Annotated in this window: 28 protein-coding genes and 2 pseudogenes; 14 read left to right on the top strand and 16 right to left on the bottom strand. The window is 69.8% G+C overall.

What is annotated here, in order from left to right; translation table 11 throughout:
- Positions 1–5: 5 nt before the first annotated feature.
- From ACHMW8_RS02260 to ACHMW8_RS02230, 7 genes are all read right to left on the bottom strand, one after another.
- On the bottom strand, positions 6–182 hold the full coding sequence (locus tag ACHMW8_RS02260; RefSeq protein ID WP_395444631.1) for a hypothetical protein: 177 nt from the start codon (positions 180–182) through the stop codon (positions 6–8).
- Positions 127–1509: a hypothetical protein gene (locus ACHMW8_RS02255; RefSeq protein ID WP_395444630.1), complete on the bottom strand. Its 1383-nt coding sequence runs from the start codon at positions 1507–1509 to the stop codon at positions 127–129. The genes ACHMW8_RS02260 and ACHMW8_RS02255 overlap by 56 nt, the downstream gene beginning before the upstream one ends.
- 117 nt (positions 1510–1626) lie before the next feature.
- Complete coding sequence (locus tag ACHMW8_RS02250; protein WP_395445871.1) at positions 1627–2307, bottom strand: DNA/RNA non-specific endonuclease; 681 nt, start codon at positions 2305–2307, stop codon at positions 1627–1629.
- 253 nt (positions 2308–2560) lie between these two features.
- Positions 2561–3031 (bottom strand): hypothetical protein, encoded by a 471-nt coding sequence (locus tag ACHMW8_RS02245; RefSeq protein WP_395444629.1) that lies wholly within the window; start codon positions 3029–3031, stop codon positions 2561–2563.
- 12 nt (positions 3032–3043) lie between these two features.
- Positions 3044–3367: a hypothetical protein gene (locus tag ACHMW8_RS02240; RefSeq protein ID WP_125155575.1), complete on the bottom strand. Its 324-nt coding sequence runs from the start codon at positions 3365–3367 to the stop codon at positions 3044–3046.
- 141 nt (positions 3368–3508) lie between these two features.
- On the bottom strand, positions 3509–3931 hold the full coding sequence (locus ACHMW8_RS02235; RefSeq protein ID WP_395444628.1) for a DUF1810 domain-containing protein: 423 nt from the start codon (positions 3929–3931) through the stop codon (positions 3509–3511).
- Positions 3865–4845, bottom strand: a complete 981-nt coding sequence (locus ACHMW8_RS02230; protein ID WP_395444627.1) for a LysR family transcriptional regulator — start codon at positions 4843–4845, stop codon at positions 3865–3867. The genes ACHMW8_RS02235 and ACHMW8_RS02230 overlap by 67 nt, the downstream gene beginning before the upstream one ends.
- Before the next feature lie 130 nt (positions 4846–4975).
- Between ACHMW8_RS02230 and ACHMW8_RS02225 the strand changes: the two genes are divergently transcribed.
- Together ACHMW8_RS02225 and ACHMW8_RS02220 are read left to right on the top strand one after the other, a co-directional pair.
- Positions 4976–5716 (top strand): SDR family oxidoreductase, encoded by a 741-nt coding sequence (locus tag ACHMW8_RS02225; RefSeq protein ID WP_125155578.1) that lies wholly within the window; start codon positions 4976–4978, stop codon positions 5714–5716.
- Positions 5717–5730: 14 nt separating this feature from the next.
- Complete coding sequence (locus tag ACHMW8_RS02220) at positions 5731–6624, top strand: SDR family oxidoreductase (RefSeq protein WP_395444626.1); 894 nt, start codon at positions 5731–5733, stop codon at positions 6622–6624.
- A gap of 37 nt (positions 6625–6661) precedes the next feature.
- Here ACHMW8_RS02220 and ACHMW8_RS02215 read toward each other — a convergent pair whose 3' ends face one another.
- On the bottom strand, positions 6662–7039 hold the full coding sequence (locus tag ACHMW8_RS02215) for a VOC family protein (protein ID WP_395444625.1): 378 nt from the start codon (positions 7037–7039) through the stop codon (positions 6662–6664).
- A 136-nt stretch (positions 7040–7175) separates the two neighbouring features.
- On the opposite strand from ACHMW8_RS02215, the gene ACHMW8_RS02210 reads away from it, so the two are divergent.
- The 3 genes and pseudogenes from ACHMW8_RS02210 (at position 7176) to ACHMW8_RS02200 (ending at position 10141) form a co-directional block, all read left to right on the top strand.
- A complete protein-coding gene (locus ACHMW8_RS02210) occupies positions 7176–7505 on the top strand; it encodes a PadR family transcriptional regulator (protein WP_395444624.1) in 330 nt (109 codons plus the stop codon).
- 32 nt (positions 7506–7537) lie between these two features.
- Positions 7538–8509 carry a hypothetical protein gene (locus ACHMW8_RS02205; protein ID WP_395444623.1) on the top strand — a complete coding sequence of 324 codons (972 nt, stop codon included), beginning with the start codon at positions 7538–7540 and terminating at the stop codon, positions 8507–8509.
- 442 nt (positions 8510–8951) lie between these two features.
- Positions 8952–10141, top strand: a pseudogene (locus tag ACHMW8_RS02200) (cell wall hydrolase).
- On the opposite strand, the gene ACHMW8_RS02195 reads toward ACHMW8_RS02200, so the two are convergent.
- The gene (locus tag ACHMW8_RS02195; protein ID WP_395444622.1) at positions 10101–10931 is read right to left on the bottom strand and encodes an SDR family oxidoreductase; all 831 of its coding nucleotides are present in this window, start codon (positions 10929–10931) and stop codon (positions 10101–10103) included. The pseudogene ACHMW8_RS02200 and the gene ACHMW8_RS02195 overlap by 41 nt on opposite strands.
- A 162-nt stretch (positions 10932–11093) precedes the next feature.
- A complete protein-coding gene (locus ACHMW8_RS02190) occupies positions 11094–11279 on the bottom strand; it encodes a YegP family protein (RefSeq protein WP_395444621.1) in 186 nt (61 codons plus the stop codon).
- A 154-nt stretch (positions 11280–11433) separates the two neighbouring features.
- Here ACHMW8_RS02190 and ACHMW8_RS02185 point away from each other — a divergent pair, with 154 nt between their 5' ends.
- Both ACHMW8_RS02185 and ACHMW8_RS02180 read left to right on the top strand, forming a co-directional pair.
- The gene (locus ACHMW8_RS02185) at positions 11434–11988 is read left to right on the top strand and encodes a DUF1003 domain-containing protein (RefSeq protein WP_125155586.1); all 555 of its coding nucleotides are present in this window, start codon (positions 11434–11436) and stop codon (positions 11986–11988) included.
- Positions 11985–12896: a carbon-nitrogen hydrolase family protein gene (locus tag ACHMW8_RS02180; protein WP_395444620.1), complete on the top strand. Its 912-nt coding sequence runs from the start codon at positions 11985–11987 to the stop codon at positions 12894–12896. Before ACHMW8_RS02185 ends, ACHMW8_RS02180 begins: the two co-directional genes overlap by 4 nt.
- Positions 12897–12899: 3 nt before the next feature.
- On the opposite strand, the gene ACHMW8_RS02175 is transcribed toward ACHMW8_RS02180, so the two are convergent.
- Both ACHMW8_RS02175 and ACHMW8_RS02170 read right to left on the bottom strand, forming a co-directional pair.
- Entirely contained in the window at positions 12900–13619 is a 720-nt protein-coding gene (locus ACHMW8_RS02175) for a hypothetical protein (protein WP_395444619.1), read from the bottom strand.
- A gap of 59 nt (positions 13620–13678) precedes the next feature.
- Complete coding sequence (locus ACHMW8_RS02170) at positions 13679–14029, bottom strand: DUF3147 family protein (protein ID WP_395444618.1); 351 nt, start codon at positions 14027–14029, stop codon at positions 13679–13681.
- Positions 14030–14137: 108 nt separating this feature from the next.
- Here ACHMW8_RS02170 and ACHMW8_RS02165 point away from each other — a divergent pair, with 108 nt between their 5' ends.
- Positions 14138–14305 (top strand): hypothetical protein, encoded by a 168-nt coding sequence (locus ACHMW8_RS02165; RefSeq protein WP_395444617.1) that lies wholly within the window; start codon positions 14138–14140, stop codon positions 14303–14305.
- Between the two features lie 45 nt (positions 14306–14350).
- Here ACHMW8_RS02165 and ACHMW8_RS02160 read toward each other — a convergent pair whose 3' ends face one another.
- On the bottom strand, positions 14351–14608 hold the full coding sequence (locus tag ACHMW8_RS02160) for a hypothetical protein (protein WP_395444616.1): 258 nt from the start codon (positions 14606–14608) through the stop codon (positions 14351–14353).
- 135 nt (positions 14609–14743) lie between these two features.
- A complete protein-coding gene (locus ACHMW8_RS02155; RefSeq protein ID WP_395444615.1) occupies positions 14744–15685 on the bottom strand; it encodes a GlxA family transcriptional regulator in 942 nt (313 codons plus the stop codon).
- A 96-nt stretch (positions 15686–15781) separates the two neighbouring features.
- On the opposite strand from ACHMW8_RS02155, the gene ACHMW8_RS02150 reads away from it, so the two are divergent.
- Entirely contained in the window at positions 15782–16462 is a 681-nt protein-coding gene (locus ACHMW8_RS02150; protein ID WP_395444614.1) for a DJ-1/PfpI family protein, read from the top strand.
- Here ACHMW8_RS02150 and ACHMW8_RS02145 read toward each other — a convergent pair.
- Positions 16459–16539, bottom strand: a complete 81-nt coding sequence (locus ACHMW8_RS02145) for a hypothetical protein (protein WP_395445870.1) — start codon at positions 16537–16539, stop codon at positions 16459–16461. The two genes, ACHMW8_RS02150 and ACHMW8_RS02145, sit on opposite strands and share 4 nt — an antisense overlap.
- A gap of 72 nt (positions 16540–16611) precedes the next feature.
- Positions 16612–17382 carry a 4,5-DOPA dioxygenase extradiol gene (gene ygiD, locus ACHMW8_RS02140; RefSeq protein ID WP_395444613.1) on the bottom strand — a complete coding sequence of 257 codons (771 nt, stop codon included), beginning with the start codon at positions 17380–17382 and terminating at the stop codon, positions 16612–16614.
- Between the two features lie 103 nt (positions 17383–17485).
- Here ygiD and ACHMW8_RS02135 point away from each other — a divergent pair, with 103 nt between their 5' ends.
- The 5 genes and pseudogenes from ACHMW8_RS02135 (at position 17486) to ACHMW8_RS02115 (ending at position 23198) form a co-directional block, all read left to right on the top strand.
- Positions 17486–18685: an acyltransferase family protein gene (locus tag ACHMW8_RS02135; RefSeq protein ID WP_370450180.1), complete on the top strand. Its 1200-nt coding sequence runs from the start codon at positions 17486–17488 to the stop codon at positions 18683–18685.
- A 1-nt stretch (position 18686) separates the two neighbouring features.
- Complete coding sequence (locus tag ACHMW8_RS02130; protein WP_125155594.1) at positions 18687–19460, top strand: tyrosine-protein phosphatase; 774 nt, start codon at positions 18687–18689, stop codon at positions 19458–19460.
- Positions 19461–19564: 104 nt separating this feature from the next.
- The gene (locus ACHMW8_RS02125; protein ID WP_395444612.1) at positions 19565–21043 is read left to right on the top strand and encodes an MFS transporter; all 1479 of its coding nucleotides are present in this window, start codon (positions 19565–19567) and stop codon (positions 21041–21043) included.
- A 55-nt stretch (positions 21044–21098) separates the two neighbouring features.
- Positions 21099–22425: pseudogene (gene pabB, locus ACHMW8_RS02120) on the top strand (aminodeoxychorismate synthase, component I).
- On the top strand, positions 22422–23198 hold the full coding sequence (locus ACHMW8_RS02115; protein WP_395444611.1) for an aminotransferase class IV: 777 nt from the start codon (positions 22422–22424) through the stop codon (positions 23196–23198). Before pabB ends, ACHMW8_RS02115 begins: the two are co-directional and overlap by 4 nt.

Below are 23198 nucleotides of genomic sequence, written 5' to 3'. Positions count from 1 at the left end.
CGGTGCTAGATCCGTCCCCAGTAGGTTCCCGCCAGCGGCACGGTCAGCACGCGGCCCCAGCGGGCGACGGCCGCCTGGACCTCGGGACGGGCCTGGACGCTTTCGAGGCGGGCGTGGAAGGTCTTTTCATAGGCGGACTCGCTGGGCGGCGGGCGGGCCGTGCGGAAGGCCTCCAGCGCCACGCCGCGGGTGACCGGGTCGTCCAGCCGCTGGACATAGAGCGCGGCGGCTTCGTCGAGCAGCTCGGCGCAGACCTGGGCCTTGGTCACCGCGCCGCCATTGTCCTTCCAGCGCGCGACCATCGACCGGGCCATGGCGCGGGCTGCGGCCAGATCGCCCAACTGGGCCTTGGCGCAGGCGAGGCCCGCGTCGCGCCACATCAAGCCGAAAGCCGAGCTCTGCTTCTCCTTGACCGAGTTCGAGCACCTTCAGCGCCCGCGCGGCCTGGCCGGCGTCGATCAGCAATTCGGCGCGGTTGATGCGCTGGCTGACCCCGTCCTTGCCCTCGGCCTCGATCATGATCCTGTCGGCGTCCTCGTAGCGGCCGAGGGCGGACAGGGTATAGGCGTGGCTGTTCAGCATCCACGAGCGCTGGTCGTCGGCGTCCTCGAAGGTCTCCCCGGCCTTCAGGCGGCGGACGTGGTCCTCGCCCAGGGCCAAGGCCTCGTCATAGCGGCCGAGCGCCCGAAGGGCGTCGATTTCGCTGGTGACGTTGATGAGCAGCTCGGGCTGGCGACGACGCGCCTCGCGCCAGCGTTCCAGGTCGATCGTCTGGACCTTCAGCCAGTCGAAGCGGCCGGCGGCCTCCATCTCGGGCCAGATCTTCTCGAAGCGGCGATCCTGGGCCACGTCGAGCAGCGCGAGCGGGTCCGTCGTGCGGTCCAGCAGCGCGAGAGCCTTGGTCTTGTCGCCGCCCTCGACGGCGATGCGCGCCAGGGACTGGGCCCAGCCGTTGTCGACGGCGTCGCGGCCGGCGGCGTCTCGCCACGGCACCGCGCGCAGGTGGGTGAGCAGGTCGGCGGTCAGGGCCGTGTCGCCCCGGGCGCGCTCGGTCGCCCAGCCGAAGGCGCGTGGATCGGTGTCGGCGAAGACGCTCGCGTCCACGTCGATCAGGCGGCCGACCGCGCCGATGAAGGTTCTGGTGTCGCGCCGGCGCTCGCCGTCCCGTAGCAGAACCCAGTTGGCGGCCAGGATCTCGCCGCGGTCCTGGGCGATCGGCGCCAGGCGCGTGGCGGCCGAGAGCGCGGTGGGAGAGTCCGCCTTGGCGCAGGCCAGCACCATCAGCAGGGCCACGCGCTGGAAGGGCGAGGGCAGGTCCTTCAGCCCGGGATCGGCCTCGATCCGCGCCAGCCGGGCCTCGACCGGCTTACAGAGCGACGGATCGTTCTTGCCGGTGAATAGCATGTCGGCGACGGCCGCGACCTCGGTCCTGAGGTCCGGCGCTGGCGGCGCGGGCGCGGCCTGAATGGCGAGGGCGGCGGCGAGGACGAAGGGGACAAACAGGGCCATGCCGCGAACACAGCATGTTCACGGGCGGGGAACAATGCCCGGTTGAGCCTGGGGCGCGTTCGGGTTCAGGAGCTCCCCGCCCGGGCCGCCGGCGCGTTTCGGTCCATGTAGGACCGTTTAGTCCTTCACCTCATTCGCGCAGCCCTGGCCGTGTCCCCAGAAGCTGCCCTTGCTGCTTTCCAGGATGTTCTGGTCGCGGCGGGGCAGGGCGGTCAGGAAGTCGAGGCCGGTCTCGACCTCCAGCTGGCTGATCGGGACGATGAACTTGTCCGACGGCGTCTTCCTGTAGGCCTTGTTGTCGAGGCGAAAGCCGATCGCCCGGCCGCGCTGCACGTCGTACAGCACCTTGAAGTAGGCGGCCGGCGACAGGATCTTGTAAGGTCCCTTGCCGATCCACAGCGCGCTGGAGCCGTAGATCGGGCCGGTGATGACGATCACGTCCTGGTGGCCGCCGCACAGCACGGCCGCGCGCACGTCCTCCTCCAGAAACCGCCACTGGGCGCGGTTGAATCCGGCCCCGACCTGCGGCGACATGTTGCTCATGTAGAAGCTGTCGTCGGTCAGGGGCTGGCTGGACTTGAAGTCGGCCGCCGGGGCCTGGTGGCCGCGATCGCGGGGATTGGCCGGGTCGGTATAGTCCTGCGGCGTCGGGCTGAAGCCCTTGGCGTCGGGATCGGCGCGGAAATTGTCCTTGCGCTTGGCGGGCCCGGTCAGGGCGGCCGGCGACAGCCGCTCGATCACCCAGTCGGGATTGCGCGTCTCCTTGTTGAACGACACGGCGTAGCCGTCGCGGCAGATCAGAATCTGCCTGGCCAGCGCGTCGTCGCCGCGATGCCGGGGCAGGCCGACCTGGGCGAAGCGGGCCAGGCAGGCCGCCGGGGCAGGATCGGCCCGCGCGCCTTTTCTGCAGCGTCCCCGGCGGCGTGGCCTGGGCCCACGAAGCGTCTGGGGCGAAGGCGGCGAAGGCGGGCGCCAGCGCCAGCAGCGCGGCCCCGAGCAGGCTTGAGCGAAGCATTGCGGTCTCTCCCGTCTCGCGGTCAGCTTTCGGCGGTCAGGTCTGGCTGGCGTCGCCGGTGTTGGCCGTGCCGCCCGTGCCGCCGCCGCTGTTGCTGGAGATACCCTTGGAGATGATGAAGCTGCCGCCGCTGATGCCGATCAGGCCCAGCACGGTCGGCGGCACCTCGACGAAGGCTCCGGCCTCGATCGACAGCAGCAGGAAGAGCCCGGCCACCACGAAGGTGAAGATCAGGAACTGGAAGCGCGACAGGCTGGCCTTGACCGGCACGCGGCGGACGGCGGCGGCCACGGCGTCGGCGCTCGGGGCCTGGCCGCCGGCGGCGGCGACGGCCGCGACCAGGGCCGCCTTCAGCGCCGTCTCGGACGGGATCTCGGCAATCAGCCCGTCCAGCTCGCCGCGCTTGGTGGCCAGCCGCCAGGCGACCACGGCCGCGAAGCCCAGGATGATGGCGACGACGGCGACGCCGACGATGTAGGCCAGCAGGCCCCAGGGCGTGTTGATCATGATGCGTCCCCCTCAGGTGCGTTCGTAGAACTTGCCGCCGATGTGCACGCCGAGGCTGGCGGCCAGGATCGAGAGCGCCTCGGTCGGGAGTTCGGGCAACTTGTCGGCGTGGGCCGAGACCGCCTGCAGCCCCAGGGTCGCGTACCAGCCGGCGAACCCGACCGCGACGCCCAGGGCCTGCAGTCGCGCGGGCGACACGCCGCCGGTCCTGGGGTTGACGATCAGCCCCCGGATGTCGCCGCCGGAAAGGCCCTTCAGCAGCAGCACCGCGGCGATCACGGCTAGCCAGGCCAGCAGGCCATATTCGGCATAGTGGACGAGCGGCTTCAGCGACATGGCGGGCCCGGACGGAGGTCAACGCGAACGAAAGCCAGAAGAGAAGGGGCGCGCGGCCAGACGCGATGCGCGTCTACGGGCTCGACAGGTTCACGCCCCGATACGGCGCGGACTTTGGCGAGTATTTAATTCCATGTCAACTCAGAGCTGTTTTTTCAGCCGTTCAAGCGTCAGCGGATCGCGCGCGCCGGCGAAGTACTTGTCGAGCGCCTGCTCGAAGCACGGCTCGTCCGGCGCGGCGGCCTGGAACAGGGTCAGGGACGAGCGCAGCTTCAGGTCGTCGGGCGATCCGAACACGGCGCGGGCGTCATGGCCGGGCAGGGCCAGGATGGCCTCGACCGCCTCCACGAGGCGTGGGCCCAGCACGGGATGGGCCAGATAGGCGCGGGCCTCGTCCAGATCGGCGATGGCGTAGAAGCGGGCGGTCGGGCTGTGGCCCAGGCCGGCGATCTGGGGGAACACGAACCACATCCAGTGACTGGTCTTGCGGCCGCGTTTCAGCTCGGCCAGGGCGGTGTCGTGGACGGTCGTCTGGGCCTCGACGAAGCGGCTGAGATCCGCCATCGCAAACTCCCGATGCAAGTCGTTACCGTCCCGAACCGAACCGCCGCGCGGCCCAGTCGATGAACACCCGAACGCGCGGGGACAGCTGTCGGCTGCGCGGATAGAGCAGGGACACTGGCGTCGGGGTCGGGGGGAAGTCGGCCAGCACCTCGAACCAGGCTTCCCTCGGCCAGCTGGGCCTCGACCCGGTAGCGTGGGATCTGGATCAGGCCCAGGCCCAGCAGGCCCATGGCCACGGTGTTCTCGGCCGAGTTGACGGTGACGTCGGCGGACACGGCGATCTGGCGCGGCTTGCCGTCGATCGTCAGTTCCAGCGGGTAGGGATGTCCGGTCCCCGCTTGCAGGAAGCCGACCATGCGGTGGGTCTTCAGGTCTTCCGGCGCGAGCGGGACGCCCCGGCGTTCCAGATAGGCCGGGGCGGCGCAGGTCACCTCGGGCAGCAGGGCCACGCGGCGGCCGACCATGGCGCTGTCCTCCAGGTCGCCCAGCCGCAGCACGCAGTCGACGCCCTCGCGCACCAGGTCCACGAGGCGATCGCCCTCGGTCATCTGGATCTTCAGCTCCGGATAGCGGGCGAGGAACGCGGGCAGGCCCGGAACGATGAAGCGCCGGGCCAGCGCGCCCTGGACGTCGATCCGCAGCAGGCCGCGCGGCGTGCGCTCGCGGAACGCGCCCTCGGCCTCCTCCAGGTCGTCCAGCAGCCGCAGGCAGCGCTGATAGTAGGCCTCGCCGTCCAGGGTGGGACTGACCTGGCGGGTGGTGCGCTGGAGCAGCCGCACGCCCAGCCGGCTCTCCAGTTGCTGCACGGCCTCTGTGGCGGTCGAGCGGGGCAGGTCGAGATCGGCGGCGGCCTGGGTGAAGCTGCGGCGCTCCACGATCCGCGTGAACAGCCGCATCGCCTCGAACCGATCCACGTCGTTTGTCTCCATTATTCGGCAATGCGAATAGTCATGTCGCGATTGGCTGAATTATTCAACCAAGGCGAAGGCGCATGGTCTCCCAGCCGACACAAGGTCGGCCCCGAAAGAGACCGGAGACATTCCAATGACTCAGCAGACTTCGAAGGTGGCGCTGGTGACCGGCGCCTCGGGCGGCATCGGCGCGGAAACCGCCCGGCGCCTGGCCCGCGACGGCTTCGCGGTGATCGTCAACTACGCCGGGAACGCCGCGCCGGCCGAACAGGTGGCGCGCGAGATCGAGGCCGCCGGCGGCAAGGCCGTCGTGGCCCAGGCCGACGTCAGCGACCCCGCCGCCGTCCGTCGCCTGTTCGACAGCGCCGAGGCGGCGTTCGGCGGCGTCGACGTGGTGGTCAACAACGCCGGGATCATGAAGCTGGCCAACATCGCCGACGCCGACGACGCTCTGTTCGACCAGACCCTCGCGGTGAACCTGAAGGGCGTCTTCAACGTCCTGCGCGAGGCCGCCCGCCGCCTGCGCGACGGCGGCCGGATCATCAGCCTGTCGTCCAGCGTGGTCGGCCTGCTGCCGCCCGGCTACGGCGTCTATGCCGCCAGCAAGGCCGCGGTCGAGACGATGAGCGCCATCCTGGCCAAGGAGCTGCGCGGCCGGAACATCACGGTCAACGCGATCGCCCCCGGACCGACGGCGACCAAGCTCTTCCTGGACGGCAAGCCCGCCGAGGTGATCGAGCGCCTGTCCAAGGCCGCCCCGCTCGAGCGCCTGGGCCAGCCGGACGATATCGCCGGGAGCATCGCCTTCCTGGCCGGTCCGGACGGCGCCTGGGTCAATGGCCAGGTCCTGCGCGTCAACGGCGGCATCGTCTGAGGGAGGATCAGATCATGGAAAAGCAAGTCATCCTCGTCACCGGCGCCTCCTCGGGCTTCGGGGCGCTCACCGCCCGCGCCCTGGCCGACGCCGGCCACACGGTCTACGCCTCGATGCGCGAGACGGCGGGCCGCAACGCCGCTCAGGCGTCGGCCGCCGCCGACTACGCCCAGGCCCACGGCGTCGACCTGCGCACGGTCGAACTGGATGTGACCTCCGAGCCCTCGGTCGAGGCCGCGATCGCCCGGATCGTCGCCGCCGACGGCCGCCTGGATGTCCTCGTCCACAACGCCGGCCACATGAGCTTCGGCCCGGCCGAGGCCTTCACGCCCGAGCAGTACGCGCAGCTGTTCGACGTCAATGTGCTCTCGACCCAGCGGGTCAATCGCGCCGCCCTGCCGGTGTTGCGCAAGCAGGGCAGGGGGCTGGTGGTCTGGGTGTCGTCCAGCTCGACGCGCGGCGGGACCCCGCCGTTCCTGGCCCCGTACTTCGCGGCCAAGGCGGCGATGGACAGCCTGGCCGTCTCCTACGCCAGCGAACTGACCCGCTGGGGGATCGAGACCTCGATCATCGTGCCGGGGGCCTTCACCAAGGGCACCAACCACTTCGCCCATTCCGGCAAGCCGGCGGATGAAGCGGTCGCCGAGACGTACATGAAGGGGCCTTACGCCGGGGTGGCCGAGGCCGCGCTCAACGGCCTGGCCGCGCTGGAGCCCGCCGACGCCGACGCCGGCGAGGTGGCCAGGGCTATCGCCCGGGTGGTGGACGCGCCCTTCGGCCGACGTCCGTTCCGGGTGCACATCGACCCGTCGCAGGACGGCGCGGAGATCGTCAACGGCGTGGCGGATCGCGTGCGGGCGGAGATGTTCCGGCGGATCGGGCTGGAGGATCTGCTGACTGTGAAGTGATCCCGTCCGCCGCAAGGGGAGAGGGTCTTGGTCGTATCTAGTAGTTCCCCAGGCTCAGGATGTTCCCATCCGGGTCCTTGAACCACACCACGCGCATTCCGCCGGCCACGTGGACGTCGCCGTCGTGGCCCATCCCCGGCAGGTCGTAGCGTTCGAACACCACGCCGCGGTCCCTCAGCATCTCAACCGCGGCGTCGAAGGTGTCCCCCAGCGCCCAGGTCAGGACGGTGGCCTTGTTGCCGCCGGCGAACTGCGACTCGTAGACCAGCACCAGCGACTTGCCAGCCTGGAAGGCCTGGACGTTGGGCTGGTCGGAGGGCAGGGGCTTCAGACCCAGGATCTCTTCATAGAACGGCCGCGCGACCGTCAGGTCCCTAACCGCCACCGTCGCCTGGGCGTCCTGGTCGCCGAGCATTCAAAAACTCCGTCTCACTTGTCGGAGAAAAGCGTGAAGACGAACGGCGTTCCGCGTCTGTTGACTCACGATCGTACTGTGTGACACACAGTGTGTATCGCACACCATGTGCCACACACTATGCGACGCACACCCCATGCCCACCGATACGGACATCTTTAAATCGCTCCGCCTGGAGCTGCGGCGAGGGACCCTGATCCTGGCCGTCCTCGCCCAGCTGCGGGAGGAGCGGTACGGCTACAGCCTGCGCCAGGCCCTTCAGGCCGTGGGCGTGGAGATCGACGAAGGCGCGCTCTACCCGATGCTGCGCCGGCTGGAGACCCAGGGGCTGCTGGCCAGCGAGTGGCGCGAGGAAGACAAGCGCAAGAAGCGTTTCTACCAGCTGTCGGACGAGGGAAGGCGCGTGCTGGCCCGTCTCGCCGACGAATGGCGCGCGATTAACGCCGCCCTCGAGCCGCTGCTGTGAGCGCGGCTTCTCATTTCCAAGGGGACAAGACCATGAGCGATCTGATCGATCGTTACCTGGCGGCCGTGGCCGCCCTGCTGCCGAAGGCCCAGCGCCAGGACATCGCCGCCGAACTGCGCGACCTGATCATGAACCGCGTCGAGGAAACGGAAGGGCGTCTTGGCCGCCCGCTCGACAAGCGCGAGATCGAGGGCCTGCTGCATGAGATCGGCCATCCGATCGCGGTGGCCGGACGCTATGGTCCGCGCCAGTCGCTGATCGGACCGGAGCTCTATCCGTTCTGGGAGTTCGCGGTGAAGGTGATGCTGGTCATCGCCGCCATGGCCACCTTCATCCCCGGCGGCGTGCTGCTGGTGATCGGCGACGCCGACGCCCATCGAATAGGCGGCCTGTTCGGCGACTTCGTCTCGCTCGCCTTCAGCCTGGTTGGCGTGGCCACCCTCGTCGGGGCCGCGATCGAGCGCGGCTGGATCAAGGTCGACGAGTTCGCCAAGTGGAAGGTCGCCGACCTGCCGCATATTCCGCGCGGCAGGCCCCTGTTCGCCAAGAGCCGCTTCGACGCCGTGTTCGAGCTGGCGGCCCTGGCGCTGTTCGTCGGCTGGTGGACCGGCGCGATGAAGTTCCCGATCGGGGCCATGTTCGACGCCGGCCGCGGCGACCTCAAGGTCATCCTGGCTCCGGTGCTCACCACGTTCTACTGGCCGATCCTGGTCCTGGCGCTGCTGCAGATGGTCTCCGCCGCCATCACGGTGATCCGGCCCGGCGCGGTGCGCGCCCGGGCCGCCGCCGAGATCGTCTGCGCCCTGGGCGGCGTGGCCCTGGTCGCCGTGCTCTGGCCGGCCCAGCCGCTCATCGTCTTCCAGGCTCCGGAGGGCGCCTATGCCGCGCTGGGCAACCTGCGGCGCAGTGTCGACCTCTCCATCCAGGTGATCCTGGTGGTGATGGCGGCGATCAGTCTGACGACCCTGGCCGTCAACGCTTGGCGCCTGGCGCGGGGGCGCTAGGCGGTGATTTCGAAAGGGCGGTTCGGAGGGCGGAAAGCTCCGTGTTCAGAAGTCTTCATTCACCGCAAATGTTAAGGTTTATGTCGTCGTCGAGTAACGATGCGGCGCCGCCGAAGACGGTTCAGAAATCGGCGAACACAGGTGCGACAAGGCGTTTCCATCCACAAAAAAACGCCGCTCGCAGTCGTCCAGCTTCTCGCGATGATTCAAGGCGTTAACAATTCAACTGTGCGACTTCTGAGCGCAGGAGCCATGTTGCGGTGCGGCAAGTGCTTGCGAGTCGGTCACGGATACGTCATAAGCCGCAACAAGCAGGACCTTGGCCACATCGTGATACGGCCGGGTCTCCGCTTCGAAGCGCTCCCCGCAGTGGATTTACCGGGGGTTTCGGGGCGGTTTTTGTCGGGGGGCCCGAGCGCCCTCGCCGCGCAGGACACGAGTTTTGTATATCAAGTCGCAGACGCGCGCGGACGCGCGCGGGCTGGTCGGCGCCGTATTGGTCGGATCCATCACGGGTCTGGCCCTGGGCGGCGTTTACCTTCTGGGTGGCCTGGCCCAATCGGCCTCCACCCACGCCCGCGTCGCCCGATTGGCGGAAGGCGCTTCGGGGAACTTCTCCGACGCGGCGATGCTCAGCGCTTCTACGCGTATGGACCCGGCGCCCTCGCCGTGGCCAAGCGTCATGATCCCTATCTCTTCGCCGCGGTCGAACGCAGCGGCCGTCAGACCCAGCAGCTCGCCGCCCGCCTCGAAGGCGCTGGCTCCAGCCTGATGCCCGGCCAGAGCGGCCGCACCGGTCCGCTGATGCTCCGCGCCAGCTTCGGCAACGCCTTCAACGTCGGGGGCAGCACGCCGTTCCAGTTGGGCAACGCCCTGGAGAGCTCGCGCGAGCTCGAATGCCTGGCCGACGCCGTCTATTACGAAGCGCGTGGCGAGACCCCCAGCGGCCAGGCGGCCGTGGCCCAGGTGGTGATGAACCGCGTGCGCCATCCGGCCTTTCCGAAGTCGATCTGCGGCGTGGTCTTCCAAGGCGCCTACAACCGCACGGGCTGCCAGTTCAGCTTCGCCTGCGACGGCTCGATGCGCCGCGCCCGCGACGTCGGCGCCTGGGCCCGGGCCCGCAAGGTCGCCTCGCGCACCCTGGCCGGCACGATCCAGAGCGAGGTCGGTTCGGCCACGCACTTCCACACGATCAATGTCTCGCCCGGCTGGGGGCCGCGCCTGCTGCGCGTCGCCCAGGTCGGCATGCACATCTTCTATCGCTTCGGTCGTGGAGGCGCCTCGAGCTTCGCGCCGTCGCGCCTGCCCAGCGTCGATGATATCGCCCCGTCCGAGATCGCCAGCCTGACCGCCGATGGTCGTCCGCCGGTGGTCTACGCCGCCAGCGCCCTGGGTCGCCTCGAGCCCGCCTCGACGACCGCTCCGGGCATGGGCGGTCCGGTCGGCGCGGCGGTGACCGAACCGGCTTCGGCGCCGATCGCCACGGGCGCCAAGACCACGCCGGCCTCGGCGATGTCGATCAAGGCTCCGGCGACCGCGGCCTCCACCAAGGCGATCCCGGTCTCGTCCGACCGCGCGCCGCTGGAAGGCCTCAAGACGACAGTAGGGGCCGGGAGCGGAGCTGCTTCCTGACGGTATTGGGCATGTGGCTGGTGGCGAAGCGCATCTGCTTCGCCCGCTTGCCCACGAAGTAGTGCAACTGCTTGCCGTGGGCGGCGTCCCAGACCGCCTGGGCGGCGTCCTCCACGGGATAGACCTCCAGCCCGCCGGCGCGCAGGGCGTCGGCCATGTGCTCGTTTGAGCCCGAAGCCCCGGCGTTCAGGATCGGCGTCTCGACGAACCACGGCATGACGCAGGCGACGCTGACGCCGTGCCGGGCGTATTCGATGTCCAGGGCTTCGGACAGGCCGCGCACCGCGAACTTGGTGGCCGAATAGACCGCCAGCTTCGGCGAGCCGTAGAGCCCCGCGCAAGAGGCGACGTTGATCAGCCGCCCGCCGGCGGCCTTCAGCAGCGGCAGGCCCGCCCGCGCGCCGTTGACCACGCCCTTGATGTTGACGTCGATCTGGATGTCGCAGTCGGCGTCGGACAGATCCTCCAGGACCCCGAACCGCGCGACGCCGGCGTTGTTCAGCAGGACGTCGGCCTTGCCCCCCGTTTCCTGGCCGAATTCGCCCAGGGCGTTGGCCCAGCCGTCGCGGTCGCGGACGTCCAGCGGATGGAGGGAGCCGTTGTCTGGTCCGATGGCCAGCAGGGCGGCCTTCAGCCCGGCCTTGTCGATGTCCGACAGCCCGATGAACCACCCGGCGCTGGCGAAGCGCTTGGCGCAGGCCAGGCCGATGCCGCTGGCGGCCCCGGTGATAAAGATGCTCTTGCGACCATTGGCCGGCATGTCGACGCCCTCCCGTATCATTGTTATCAATGATCAGAAGGCCAGGCGCGCGATGGGTCAAGGTGCGCCGAACAAGATCTCTCCCGCGACGCGGGGAAGGCGGCCCGGAGGGCGGGAGGGGCGAGCGCGACCAACGTCCAGCTCGCACTCGGCCGCTCCGCGACAGCGCCCCCGCATCGCGGGAGGCCTCTATCAGTCGGCCAGCGTCTGGTCCTCGATCTCGGCCCCTGGGCCGTTCTTCAGGATCGACTCGATGGCGTTCTTGGCCGAGGCCTTCGCCGAATAGCCTTCGGTCCAGAAGATGCTCTCGCCGTTGTAGGTGAAATAGGCGACGAACTCGCCCGCCTTGTTCTTCTTGATCACAAACTTATGGGCCATGGGCTTTCTCCTGGAAAAGATCGAGAGGTCGTCGGCCCCACCGACGCGGGGACGGTCGCCTTGTCGACCTTTGCTGTCAATCGCGACGTTGTCACGACTTGCCAGCGTCGCCGCGGCGCCCCGATGATCCGGGCCCCTTCCCCGTGAGTCCGCCATGTCCCAGGAACGCCTCGACCAGCTGTCCCGCGAACTGCTGAATCGGCCCTATGGCGAACTGGCCGAGGTGCAGCGGCGGGTCATCGACCTGATCCTGCACGAGGCGCCGTCGGAAAAACCCGGCGAGGACGAGGACTCCACCTTCTGGACGCGGCTGGCCGACAGGGTCGCGGCGGTCGGCGGCTCGTGGGGCTTCATCGGCGGCTTCGGCCTGGCGCTGGTGCTGTGGATGGGCGTCAACCTGCTGCTGACCCCGTTCAAGCACGCCTTCGACCCCTATCCGTTCATCTTCCTCAACCTGCTGCTGTCGACCCTGGCGGCCATCCAGGCGCCGGTGATCATGATGAGCCAGAACCGCCAGGCGGCGAAGGACCGCCAGACGGCCGAGCACGACTACGCCGTCAACCTGCGCGCCGAGCTGGAGATCATGCGGGTGATCGACAAGCTGGACGCCTTGCGCAGCGAGGAGCTGATGGTCCTGTGCCGCGAACACGCCGCGCGGCTGGAGGAGCTGCAGGGCGAGGTCGCCCGGCTGAGGACCGAGCGCTCATGAGCCTGACCCTCGTCACCGCCCAGTTCGCGGTGTCGGCGGACATCGACGCCAACCTCGCGGCCATCGAGCGGCTGATGCGGCGGGCCCGGCGCGCCGGCGCCGACGTCGCGCATTTTCCGGAGGCGGCGCTGTCGGGCTATGCCGGCGTGGACTTCGCGAGCTTCGACGGCTTCGACTGGGCGCGCCTGGAGGCCGCCACGCGGCGGATCATGGCGCTGGCCGGCGAGCTTGGGCTCTGGGTCGTCATCGGCTCGGCGCATCGGCTGAGCGAGGGGCGCAAGCCGCACAACTGCGCCTATGTCATCGACGCCGCCGGCGCGCTGGTCGACCGCTACGACAAGCGCTTCTGCGCCGGCGACGCGGCGGGGCTGACCGGAGACCTGGCCCATTACACTCCCGGCGACCACTTCGCGGTGTTCGAGATCGCGGGCGTGCGCTGCGGCGTGCTGATCTGCCACGACTACCGCTATCCGGAGCTCTATCGCGCCTATCATCGCCTCGGCGCGCGGCTGATGTTCCACGGCTTCCACGCGGGCGGGCTGTCGGACGGGCGGTTCGCGGCCATGGAGGCCGGGGTCGGCGCCCACCGCCTGACCGGCGGGACCACCCTGCCGGCCATCACCATGCCCGCCGGCATGATCGCGGCCGCCTCCAACAACAACCTGTGGATCAGCTGTCCGAACTCGTCGGCGCCGAGAAGCTGCTGGCCGTCGTTCTTCGTGCGGCCCGACGGGGTGATCACCGGGGCGCTGGAGGTCGAGACCGAAGGCCTGCTGCTCTCCGAGGTCGAGCTGAGCGCCGACCTCTACGACAGCACCATCGCCTGGCGTGACTGGGCGATCGACGGCGTGCTGCATTCGGGCGCGCTGGTCGAGGACCCGCGGTCGAAGGCGCGAACGGCGTTGTAGCGCCTACCAGCCTTGGCCGTTGCAGACGACCGCGCCGGTTGGAACGTAGCGCTCCTTCTTGAAGCGCGCGAGGCGCTCGGGCGTCAGCTGGGTCTTCAGCCAATGATCGTAGGCGGTGACGTCCAGCCGGGGCAGGCACGAGCGCAGCATCGGCGTCTCGACCACATAGTATTTGTCGCCCGGCGCGGTCCGCCAGCGGAAGGCGCCGTCCAGGCCGTCGACGCGCTGCGGGGCGGCCTCGGTGTGATAGAGCAGCCAGCCGGGGGGGATCTTGTGCTTGCGCGCGAAGGCCAGCTGCCGGTCCGCGATGGCCTGCACCCGCGCGCGGTCCTTCGGCGCGGCCTTGCTCACCATGGCGCCGTCGAAGCCGCCGTGGATGAGGATCACGGCCAACTTGCCCACCAGCAGCTTGCGACCCAACGGCAGGAAGTAGTTGGCGCAGGACGAGCTGCATTGGCCGTCGACGCGGATCGTCAGGTCGGCGAGGGGCGAGAGCCGCTCGGCGATGTCGATGGCGGTGTTGACGGCGCCGCCCTCGCTGTCGACCACCAGCTCGGTTGTCGTCGGCTTCAGTCTGGCCGCCACGCAGTCGGCCATGGCCTGGTCGGTCGAGCCCTTCAGCACAAACACCGTCGGCGAGCGCTGCTCGCAGGTCCCGGCGTGGGCGGCCCCGGCCAGCGACAACAGGACCAGCGCCAGCAGAAAGGTTCGTAGTCCGTGCATGCGAAGCTCCCCGATAAGGGGACGCTATCGGGGTGGGCGGTGATCGTCCAGAGGTTGATCTAAAGCTTCAGGCCCAGCTTCGGTCCCGCCCAGACCATCGCCGCGTAGAGCGCCATGGTCAGCAGGCAGCCCGCCACGAGCGCCGCCCAGAAGGGCGCGCCGCGCTTCAGCATCGCCGGGATCAGCAGGAACATCGGCAGCGAAGGCAGGACGAACCAGAAGGTGCCGCTGGCATGAGCGCTCGTCCGCGCGGGGTCGTGAGTGTCGCGCCACAGCCAGATCATGCCCAGCACCGAGACCAGCGGCAGCGAGGCGACCAGCCCGCCCAGGCCGGGATAGCGCTTGGCGATCTCCGACACCGCGGCGACGATGACGCCCGAGACGGCGGCCTTGACGACGAGATAGAGCATGGAGCCCAGCCTGGACCGATCCGTCGTCCGGGCCAAGGACGGCGGCTTGACCGTAGGAACGCGCGCACGCGCCTGGGGTTGAGTCCGGACACCCAAAGGAGCGTCCCGATGCCCAATACCGACAAGCTCTCCGAAGAGAAGGCCGAAGAAGCCATCACCAAGGCCAATACCGATCTCAACGACCAAGGCGACATCGCCGCCGATGACGCTGGCGGGACGGCCGCGGCCCATCGGGTCGACGAAGCGCTGGAAAAGGCCCAAGGCGCGCCGGACTAGCTGGAGCAAGGCCGCCCGCCGGGTCAGGCGGGCGGCCCGCGCGTCCTAGCGCCAGACGTAGCGGCAGACGGTCACGCGGTGGTGATGGCGCCATTCGGGATGGCACACGCGCACCTTGTGAGGGCGATAGTGGCGGCCGCGATCGTAGCGGACGCGGTCATAGCGACCGTAATGGCGGTCGTGCCGATAGTCGTAGCGATCATGGCGATCGTATCGGTCGAAGGCGCCGGCCGTCGACGGGACGGTCAGGGCCAGGGTGGCGGCCGCCAAGGCAGCGGCGCCCAGCAGTTTCGCGACGGGCATGGTGGGCTCCAAGATCGAATAGTCCCTCGATCCCGGAACGCACCATCCGGGTCCCGATGTTGCGCGGCGATGTCCGATTGTACGGCCGGGCTTGGTCCTGTCCTGGCGGGGAAGCCCGCGACGAACCTCGGCCTTTCACATGACCTTGGCTGAGCGGCGCAGCGCCTGGGGAGGCTGGCCGAAGGCGCGGATGAAGGCCCGGCGCATCCGCTCGGGATCGCCGAAGCCCGTTTCCAGCGCCACGTCCTCGACCTGCAGCGGCTGGCTGTCCAGCAGGGCGCGGGCGGCCTCGACCCGCAGGCGCTCGACGGCCTTGGCGGGGGTGACGCCGGTTTCCTGGGCGAACAGGCGGGCGAAGTTGCGCGGGCTCATGGCGGCGCGATCGGCCAGCTGCTCGACGCTGAGCGGCTCGGCCAGGTTCTGGCGCGCCCAGGACAGCAGGGCGTCGAAGCGGCCGGGGCGCAGGTCGATCAGGGCCGAGAACTGCGACTGGCCGCCGGGGCGGTGGTGATAGACCACCAGCTGCTGGGCTGTGCGCCGCGCGACGGCCTCGCCCTCGTCGGCGCCGATCAGGGCCAGGGACAGGTCGATGCCGGCGGTGATGCCGGCCGAGCTCCACACCGCGCCGTCCTGGATCCAGATCCGGTCGGGCTCCAGCTTCACGCCCGGAAAGCGGCGCTGGAAGTCCTTCGTCCGGCTCCAGTGGGTGGTGGCGCGCTTGCCGTCCAGGAGGCCCGCCGCGGCCAGGACGTAGGTTCCCGAGCAGACCGACGCCACGCGGCGGCAGTCGCGGGCGGCGGCGCGGACGAAGGCCAGGGTCTCGGGGCAGGTGGCCGGAACCTTGACCCCGTCGCCGCCGGAGATCAGCAGGGTGTCGAGGCGCGGCGCGTCGGCCAGGGCGGTGGTCTGGATCGTCACGCCGGACGAGCTGGGCGTCGGCTCGCCGCGCAGGGAGAGAAAGTGCAGGCTGTAGGCGCCGGGCGAGAACCGCCCGGCGATCTCGAAGGCCGCGATGGGGCCGGTGGCGTCCAGCAGCTGGAAGCCCGGATAGACGAGGAAGCCGATCGCGCGGGGCATGACGAAGGCCTTGGCTGAAACCGTGGGAACTATGTCATTTCAGACGGGACTTAACTGAACCATGTTCTCCCCGTCAATCGTGACGGAGACCATCGCATGACCCAGTCGTTGCAAATCGTGATCCCGCTCTTCTCCGGCGTCACCCACCTGGACTTCACGGGTCCGCACCAGATCCTGTGCCGCCTGCCCGGCGCCAAGGTGACGGTGGCCAGCCTGGACGGCGGCGATGTCGAGGCCGACGGCCTGACGTTCACGCGCCTGACGAAGCTGTCGGACGTCGAGGTCTGCGACCTGTTGCTGGTCCCGGGCGGCTTCGGCGTGACCCAGGCGATGAACGACCGTGACTTCATCGCCGAGATCCGGCGGCTGGCGGACGGGGCCAAGTATGTGACCTCGGTCTGCACGGGCTCCCTGGTGCTGGGCGCGGCGGGGCTGCTGAAGGGCAGGCGGGCGGCCTGTCACTGGGCGTGGCGCGACCAGCTGGCGTTGTTCGGCGCGATCCCGGACCCGTCGCGGGTGGCGCGGGACGGACGCTACATCACCGGCGGCGGCGTGACGGCGGGCATCGACTTCGCCCTGACCGTCGTGGCCGAGCTGGCCGGCGAGGCGGTGGCGCAGGGCATCCAGCTGGCCGTGGAATACGCGCCGGCCCCGCCGTTCGACGCCGGCCGGCCGGAGACCGCGCCGCCCGAGGTGCTGCAGCGGATCTCGACGCTGTACGGCAAGGGCATGGAGGAGAGGCTGGCCGCGGCGGAAAAGGCGGCGGCGGCGCTCTAAGAGCAGACCTTCCTCCCCATTTGGGGGAGGGGGACCGCCGAACGGCGGTGGAGGGGGTCTGCCGTCGCACGGCGTATCGCTTCGCGACCCCCTCCGTCTCGCTGCGTATTCGCAGCGATCCACCTCCCCCTAATGGGGAGGAAGAAGCATCAGCCGATCCGCACCCCCGTCATCGAGATCGCCGCGAACACGTCGTCGGTGAAGAAGCTCACCGGCTCGCCGGGCTTCTGGGCGCCCAGCACGTAGAGCAGAGGCAGATAGTGCTCGGCGCTGTTGATCGAGATTTCCGCGTCGGGCCCCAGGCTCCGCCAGTCGATCAGCGGATCGTGGTCGCCGGCCAGGATCAGCGCCTTGGCCTTCTCGTTGAACCGGTCGGCCCACGGCGGCGCCTCGGGTCGGCGGAAGTCGGCCGCGCGCAGGTTATGGACGATGTCGCCGCTGCCCATGACCAGCACGCCCTCGTCGCGCAGAGCCGCCAGGCGCCGCCCGGCCTCGTAGTGCCAGCGGTCCGGGCGTGCCCGATCGATGCTCAGCTGAACGACCGGCACGTCCGCATCGGGATACATCGGCTTCAGCACGCCCCAGGCGCCGTGGTCCAGGCCGCGCGTCGGGTGCTGGACCACGACGTCGGGGGACAGCAGCTCGGCGACCCGCCCCGCCAGGGCCGGATCGCCCGGCGCGCGGTACTGGACATCGAACAGCGCCTGCGGGAAGCCGCCGAAATCGTGAATGGTCTCGGGCGCGGGCGAGGCGCTGACCGCCGCCGCGCCGCGCGTCTCCCAGTGGGCGCTGACCATCAGCACCGCCTTGGGACGCGGCAGGGTCTCGCCCAGCCGGCGCCAGGCGCGGCTCCAGGCATTGTCCTCGATGGCGTTCATCGGCGAGCCATGGCCGACGAACAGGACGGGCAGGCGAGACATGGTCGATCCTATTAGAAACAGTAGAAGTTGCAGATAGTGGCCGCGACGCCATACCGCAAGACGACGTTCCGGACACGGCTTTCGCGGGGGCGGCGGCTTTGTTATGGCGGGACCCGTGACCGTCCCGCTTTCCCAGATTCCTCCGGGCGAGGCTCCCGTCTCGACCGACCATGCGCCTGCCGGCGAAGGGCCGCAGGCCGCGGTCGTGATGGAACGCCCCGACAAGGAGGCTGTCCGGGGCGGCGCGCTGGATTTCCTGCGCTTTCTCGCCTCGCTGCTGATCGTCGTCTATCACTATGGCGCCGAGAGTCCGATGCGGATCGAGCGGTTCGGCCAGGTGTTCTCGCGCGGCTTCCTGGCGACGGACTTCTTCCTGATGCTGTCTGGCTACGTGCTGGGCCGGGCCTATGGCGGCTCGGTGATCAAGGGGCATATCAGCACCCCGCGCTTCTGGGCTCGCCGCGCGGCGCGGGTGTGGCCGGGGCACCTCGTGGTGCTGGCCATGCTGGCGGTGCTGGTGCTGCTGCTCAACACCGTCGGCACCGACGCCCATAAGCCCAGCCGCTTCGCCTGGGACCAGCTGCCGGCCCAGGCCTTCCTGGTCCACGCCTGGGGCTTCACCAGCGACGGCTGGAACCTGCCCAGCTGGTCGCTGTCGGCCCTGATCGTCTGCTACGCCCTGTTCCCGTTCTTCTGGAAGACCGTCAGCAAGGTGCGCCACGCCTGGATCCTGCCGCTGGGCGCGGCCGCGATCCTGGGCGTGTTCGAGGTGATCGCCCGCCACGTCTTCCACCACGCCCTGCCGGACCTGGGGTTCCAGTACGGCGTCGTCCGCGCCCTGCCGCTGTTCATCCTGGGCGTCTGCCTGGCGCGGGTCGTCGACATGCGCTGGCCGTCGGAGACGGCGGCCAAGGTCCTGCTGTGGGGCGGCGTCGCCCTGCTGGTCGTCACCCAGACGCTGGACCGCTACGCCCTGCCCGACACCTGGCTGTTCGACGCCCCGTCGCTCCTGGCCATCGCCATGATCGTGCTGGGCGCCGGGCGCCTGCCGGTCAAGCGCCCGAAGGCCTGGATCGAGGAGGGCGCCAAGCTCTCGTTCGCCCTGTTCATCACCCACATCTTCGTCGGGGTGATCTATTGGAGCGCCGTACACAAGCTGATCGAGACCGTGCCGATCGGCATCGGCTGGCAGTGGCTGATGTGGCTGGCCGGCTTCCCGATCGCCTATGGCTTCGCGTGGCTGTTTCACACCTATGTCGACCAACCGCTGCAGGATCGCATCCAGCCGCTGCTGAGGAAGTAGAATGACCCGCCATATCCCCCTTCAAGGCGTCGAGAACTTCCGAGATTTCGGCGACTACGCCGCGGGGGCGGGGCGGCTGAAGCGGGGCGTGCTGTTCCGCGCCGCCCACCAGGCCGAGGCGACCGACGCCGACCTGGAGGCGATGGCGGCCCTGGGCATCGTCACCCTGGTCGACCTGCGCCGGCCCAACGAGCGCGAGCGTTCGCCGTCGCGCCGCTGGACAGGCTTTTCCGCCCAGGTGATCGACAACGACCTGGGCGTCACGGGGACCGATCCGTGGCTGGAGTTCATCACCAGCACCGACCTCACCGAGGCCTCTGTCCACGACTACATGGACGAATACTACCGCCGCCTGCCGTTCAAGGAACGGCACATCGACCTCTTCCGCCGCTTCTTCCTGGCCCTGGCCGAGAGCAAGGGGCCGGCCCTGATCCACTGCGCGGCGGGCAAGGACCGCACCGGCGTGCTGGCGGCCCTGACCCACCACATCGCCGGGGTGGCCGACGACGACGTCATCGACGACTATCTGCTGACCAACGACCCGACCCGCTTCGATCGCCGGGGCGCGATGTTCATGGACCACATCGAGGGGATCACCGGTCGCCGCCCGGACGAGGCGGCCATGCGTGCGGCCATGGGCGTCGAGGCCCGCTATCTGGCGGCGGCGTTCGCGGTGATGAAGGCCGAGCACGGCTCGCTCGATGGGTACTTGGAGCAGGCGGTCGGGCTCGATGCCGACACGCGCGAGAAGGTGCGGGCGCACATTCTGCTGTAACTTTTCTTGTCGTCCCGGAAGCGCGAAGCGCTTGTTCGGAATGACAAGGAAGGAGCTCAAATCCTTAAGGTGACAAACGCTCGTTTAAGGTCCAGCCTCATCCCATGGTCCCATCAGAGGGCCGAGCGTCGCTAGGGTGCGGTATGAGTGAGTTGGCGGGCGGGCCTCCGGGCATGAGCGATGTCGCGGGTGACGATGTCCTGGTCCCCGCGCCCAAGCAAAAGCTCTCGCGAAGCGCGCTCAGCTGGATCCTGCACCAGGGGTCGCGCGACCCCTATGTGATCCTGGTCACCATCTATGTCTTCTCGCCCTATTTCTCGCGGGTGCTGGTCGGCGATCCGGTCCGGGGGCAGGCGACCGTCGCCGACATCTCCACCGTCTATGGCCTGCTGACCGCCGCCCTGGCCCCGATCCTGGGCGCTTCGATCGAACGGTTCGGGCCGCGCAAGCCGTTCATGGCCCTGATCCTGGCGATCATGGCGCCCCTGCTGTTCGCCCTGTGGCTGGCCAAGCCCGGCGGCCTGCCGGTCGACCTGGTGGGCGTGGCGCTGATCATCCTGGGCGTGGCCTATAACTGCGGCGACGTGCTCAACAATTCCCTGCTGGCGCGCGCCTCCGAGAAGGGGCAGGAGCCGGTGCTGTCCGGCCTGGGCTACGCCCTGGCCAACGGCCTGTCGGTGTCCCTGCTGATCTTCGTGATGTGGGCCTTCGTGCTGCCCGGCGTCGTGCCGTGGTCGTTCGTGCCGGCCGCGCCGCTGTTCGGCCTCAGCCAGGTCGAGCACGAGCCCAGTCGCATCGTCGGCCCGCTGTCGGCGACGGTCATGCTGCTGGGCGCGATCCCGTTCTTCCTGTGGACCCGCGACGCCCCGCGGACCGGCGCCTCGCTGGGCGCGGCGATCAAGGAAGGCGTCAAGCTGATCCTCGACACCTTCGCCAACCTCAAGGGCCACGCCGACGTCGCCAAGTTCCTGGGCGCCCGGATGCTCTATTGCGACGGCATGACCGCCCTGCTGATCTTTGGCGGCCTGTTCGCGGCCGGACTGATGAAGTGGGGCGAGCTGGAGATGCTGGCCTACGGCATCTCGCTGTCGATCTTTGGCGTGCTGGGTGGCCTGATCGCGCCGTGGCTGGACAAGACGCTGGGCCCCCGGCGGGCGATCCAGGTCGAGGTCGGCATCTGCATCCTGGTGCTGCTGGGCACGCTGGGCATGGGCCGCGAGAAGATCCTGTTCTTCTGGACCTGGGACGCGGCGACCCATCCGGCCGTCTGGAACGGACCGCTGTTCCGCACCCTGCCGGAGCTGATCTATCTGGGCCTGGGCCTGTTGATCGCGGTCTTCGTCACCGCCCAGTACGCGTCGAGCCGCACCCTGCTGGTGCGTCTGGCCCCGCCGGACCGGATGGCCGCCTTCTTCGGCCTGTTCTCGCTGTCGGGCACGGCGACCATGTGGCTGGGTTCGCTGCTGGTGGCCCTGGCGACCAAGATCTTCGCCAGCCAGGTGGCCGGCTTCATCCCGATCGCCGGCCTGCTGGCCCTGGGGCTGGTCGGGCTGTTCACGGTGAAGGGCGGGGGCCGGGAGTAGGTCCTCCCCGGCGGAGCGTCTGGCGCGCGCGACCTCGCGCCGCTATCACCACGTCATGCGCCGCGTCGCTCTCCTTACCGCCCCCTGGCGCGAGCCGACGTGGGCGCTGGCCCCGTTCCGGGACGAGCCCCACGCCTGCGCCCTGGTCACCGGCGGCGCCGGGCGGTGGTCGTATCTGCTGCGCCTGCCCGACGAGACCTTCAGCCTCGCCGCCGCCGATCCCGCCGATCCGTTCGCCAGGCTCGCCGAGCTGACCGGTCCCCGCCAGCCGAGCGACCCTGACGGTCCGCCGTTCCAGGGCGGGGTGGTTGGTCTGGCGTCCTACGAACTGGGCGACCGCGTCGAGCGTTTGGGCCTGGCCCGCGCCGCCTGGCCGGACCTGACCTGCGCCCGCTATCCGGCCCTGCTGGCCTTCGACCACCACGCGCGACGGGTCGTGGCCGTGGGCCGAGGCGAGACCGACGCCGAGGCGTGCGCGCGCGCCGGGCAGGCTCTGGTCTGGCTGGACGCTTCGGCCGATCACGCGCCGTTCGAGGGGCCGCTGTGCCTGGATCTGACCGCTTCCGACGGCGAGGCCTACGAGGTCGCCGTGGCCGACGTGGTCGCGCGCATCCTTTCGGGCGAGATCTTCCAGGCCAATATCGCCCGCGCCTGGACCCGGACGCCTGGCGGCCGGCGCCGATCCGTTCGACCTGTTCACGCGGCTGCGCGGCCAGAGCCCGGCCCCGTTCTCGGCCTATCTGCGCCTGCCAGGCCGGGCCCTGGTCTCCAACTCGCCGGAGCGTTTCCTGAAGGTCGATCCGGACGGGGCGATCCTGACCCAGCCGATCAAGGGCACCCGCCCGCGCGGCCGCGACGCCGCCGAGGACCGGGCCCTGGCCGCCGAGCTGCTGGCCAGCGACAAGGACCGCGCCGAGAACCTGATGATCGTCGACCTGATGCGCAACGACCTGGCCCGGGTCAGTCCGCCGGGCAGCGTCAAGACGCGCGAGCTGTTCAAGGTCGAGAGCTTCGCCAACGTCCACCATCTTGTTTCGACGGTGACCGGCCAGCTGGCCGGCGGCCGGGCGGTCGCCGATCTGCTGCGGGCCAGCTTCCCGCCGGGCTCGATCACCGGCGCCCCCAAGATCCAGGCGATGAAGGTCATCGCCGGCCTAGAGCCGCCGCGCGGACCCTACTGCGGGAGCCTGTTCTGGGCCGGCTTTGATGGGGCGTTCGATTCAAGCGTCCTGATCCGGACGGTCGGCCTGGTCGAGGACGGCCAGGGCTGGACCCTGGAGGCCCGCGCCGGGGCGGGGATCGTCGCCGACAGCGATCCGCGCGGCGAGCGGCTGGAGACCGAGGCCAAGATCGCCGCGCTGAAGAGGGCCCTGACGGAATGACCCTTCACGACGCCCTTCCTTTCGAGGCCATGCCTTTCGAAGACAGGGGCTTGCTGCTCGGCGACGGCCTGTTCGAGACCCTGCTGGCGGTCGATGGCGGCCTGCCGCGCCTGGCCGCCCATCTCGAGCGCATGGCCGCCGGCTGCGCGGTGCTGGGCCTTCCGTTCGACCGCGACGAGGCCGAGCGGCTGGTTCTTCAGGCGGCGCCGGCTGCCGGCCGGTTCGCCGTGCGCCTGACCCTGACCGCTGGTTCGGGCGGCCGGGGGCTGGACCGCCCGGCCGCGCCGCTGCCGCGCCTGTTCGCCACCGCCGCGCCGTCCGCGCCCGTCACCGCGCCGGCCAGCGCGATCGTGGCGACCACGCGCCGCAACGAGGGCTCGCCCGCCTCGCGCCTGAAGACCCTGAGCTATCTCGACAACGTCCTGGCCCGGGCCGAGGCCGGGGCCGCCGGCGCCGACGAGGCGGTGATGCTGAACAATCGCGGCGAGATCGCCTGCGCCGGGGCGGCCAACCTGTTCTGGATCGAGGGCGGGCGGCTGTTCACCCCGCGCCTGGACTGCGGCGCGCTGGCCGGGATCACCCGGGCGCGGCTGATGGCGGCCGAACGGGTCGAGGCGGTGGCCGTCGGGGTCGAGGCGCTGGATGGGGCCGAGGCGGTGTTCCTGACCAACAGCCTGATCGGCTTGCGCCCGCTCTCGCGGCTCGTCACCCCCTTGGGCGAGCGGACCTACGCCCCGCACCGGCTGGTCGAGCGCTATGGCGTTCTGTTTTGA

This window comes from Caulobacter sp. UC70_42, assembly GCF_044056025.1.
GTDB lineage: Bacteria > Pseudomonadota > Alphaproteobacteria > Caulobacterales > Caulobacteraceae > Caulobacter.
Note: the sequence above shows the minus strand (reverse complement) of the source record. Positions and strands in the feature narration are given on the sequence as shown.

Coding starts and splice junctions, on each gene's coding strand:
- ACHMW8_RS02165 (WP_395444617.1), top strand. CDS start 14,138: ATGCCCAATACCGACAAGCTCTCCGAAGAGAAGGCCGAAGAAGCCATC.
- ACHMW8_RS02220 (WP_395444626.1), top strand. CDS start 5,731: ATGGAAAAGCAAGTCATCCTCGTCACCGGCGCCTCCTCGGGCTTCGGG.
- ACHMW8_RS02205 (WP_395444623.1), top strand. CDS start 7,538: ATGAGCGATCTGATCGATCGTTACCTGGCGGCCGTGGCCGCCCTGCTG.
- ACHMW8_RS02130 (WP_125155594.1), top strand. CDS start 18,687: ATGACCCGCCATATCCCCCTTCAAGGCGTCGAGAACTTCCGAGATTTC.
- ACHMW8_RS02160 (WP_395444616.1), bottom strand. CDS start 14,608: ATGCCCGTCGCGAAACTGCTGGGCGCCGCTGCCTTGGCGGCCGCCACC.
- ACHMW8_RS02240 (WP_125155575.1), bottom strand. CDS start 3,367: ATGTCGCTGAAGCCGCTCGTCCACTATGCCGAATATGGCCTGCTGGCC.
- ACHMW8_RS02155 (WP_395444615.1), bottom strand. CDS start 15,685: ATGCCCCGCGCGATCGGCTTCCTCGTCTATCCGGGCTTCCAGCTGCTG.
- ygiD (WP_395444613.1), bottom strand. CDS start 17,382: ATGTCTCGCCTGCCCGTCCTGTTCGTCGGCCATGGCTCGCCGATGAAC.
- ACHMW8_RS02185 (WP_125155586.1), top strand. CDS start 11,434: ATGTCCCAGGAACGCCTCGACCAGCTGTCCCGCGAACTGCTGAATCGG.
- ACHMW8_RS02125 (WP_395444612.1), top strand. CDS start 19,565: ATGGTCCCATCAGAGGGCCGAGCGTCGCTAGGGTGCGGTATGAGTGAG.
- ACHMW8_RS02245 (WP_395444629.1), bottom strand. CDS start 3,031: ATGATCAACACGCCCTGGGGCCTGCTGGCCTACATCGTCGGCGTCGCC.
- ACHMW8_RS02235 (WP_395444628.1), bottom strand. CDS start 3,931: ATGGCGGATCTCAGCCGCTTCGTCGAGGCCCAGACGACCGTCCACGAC.
- ACHMW8_RS02175 (WP_395444619.1), bottom strand. CDS start 13,619: ATGCACGGACTACGAACCTTTCTGCTGGCGCTGGTCCTGTTGTCGCTG.
- ACHMW8_RS02215 (WP_395444625.1), bottom strand. CDS start 7,039: ATGCTCGGCGACCAGGACGCCCAGGCGACGGTGGCGGTTAGGGACCTG.
- ACHMW8_RS02180 (WP_395444620.1), top strand. CDS start 11,985: ATGAGCCTGACCCTCGTCACCGCCCAGTTCGCGGTGTCGGCGGACATC.
- ACHMW8_RS02115 (WP_395444611.1), top strand. CDS start 22,422: ATGACCCTTCACGACGCCCTTCCTTTCGAGGCCATGCCTTTCGAAGAC.
- ACHMW8_RS02150 (WP_395444614.1), top strand. CDS start 15,782: ATGACCCAGTCGTTGCAAATCGTGATCCCGCTCTTCTCCGGCGTCACC.
- ACHMW8_RS02225 (WP_125155578.1), top strand. CDS start 4,976: ATGACTCAGCAGACTTCGAAGGTGGCGCTGGTGACCGGCGCCTCGGGC.
- ACHMW8_RS02255 (WP_395444630.1), bottom strand. CDS start 1,509: ATGGCCCTGTTTGTCCCCTTCGTCCTCGCCGCCGCCCTCGCCATTCAG.
- ACHMW8_RS02210 (WP_395444624.1), top strand. CDS start 7,176: ATGCCCACCGATACGGACATCTTTAAATCGCTCCGCCTGGAGCTGCGG.
- ACHMW8_RS02190 (WP_395444621.1), bottom strand. CDS start 11,279: ATGGCCCATAAGTTTGTGATCAAGAAGAACAAGGCGGGCGAGTTCGTC.
- ACHMW8_RS02170 (WP_395444618.1), bottom strand. CDS start 14,029: ATGCTCTATCTCGTCGTCAAGGCCGCCGTCTCGGGCGTCATCGTCGCC.
- ACHMW8_RS02135 (WP_370450180.1), top strand. CDS start 17,486: ATGGCGGGACCCGTGACCGTCCCGCTTTCCCAGATTCCTCCGGGCGAG.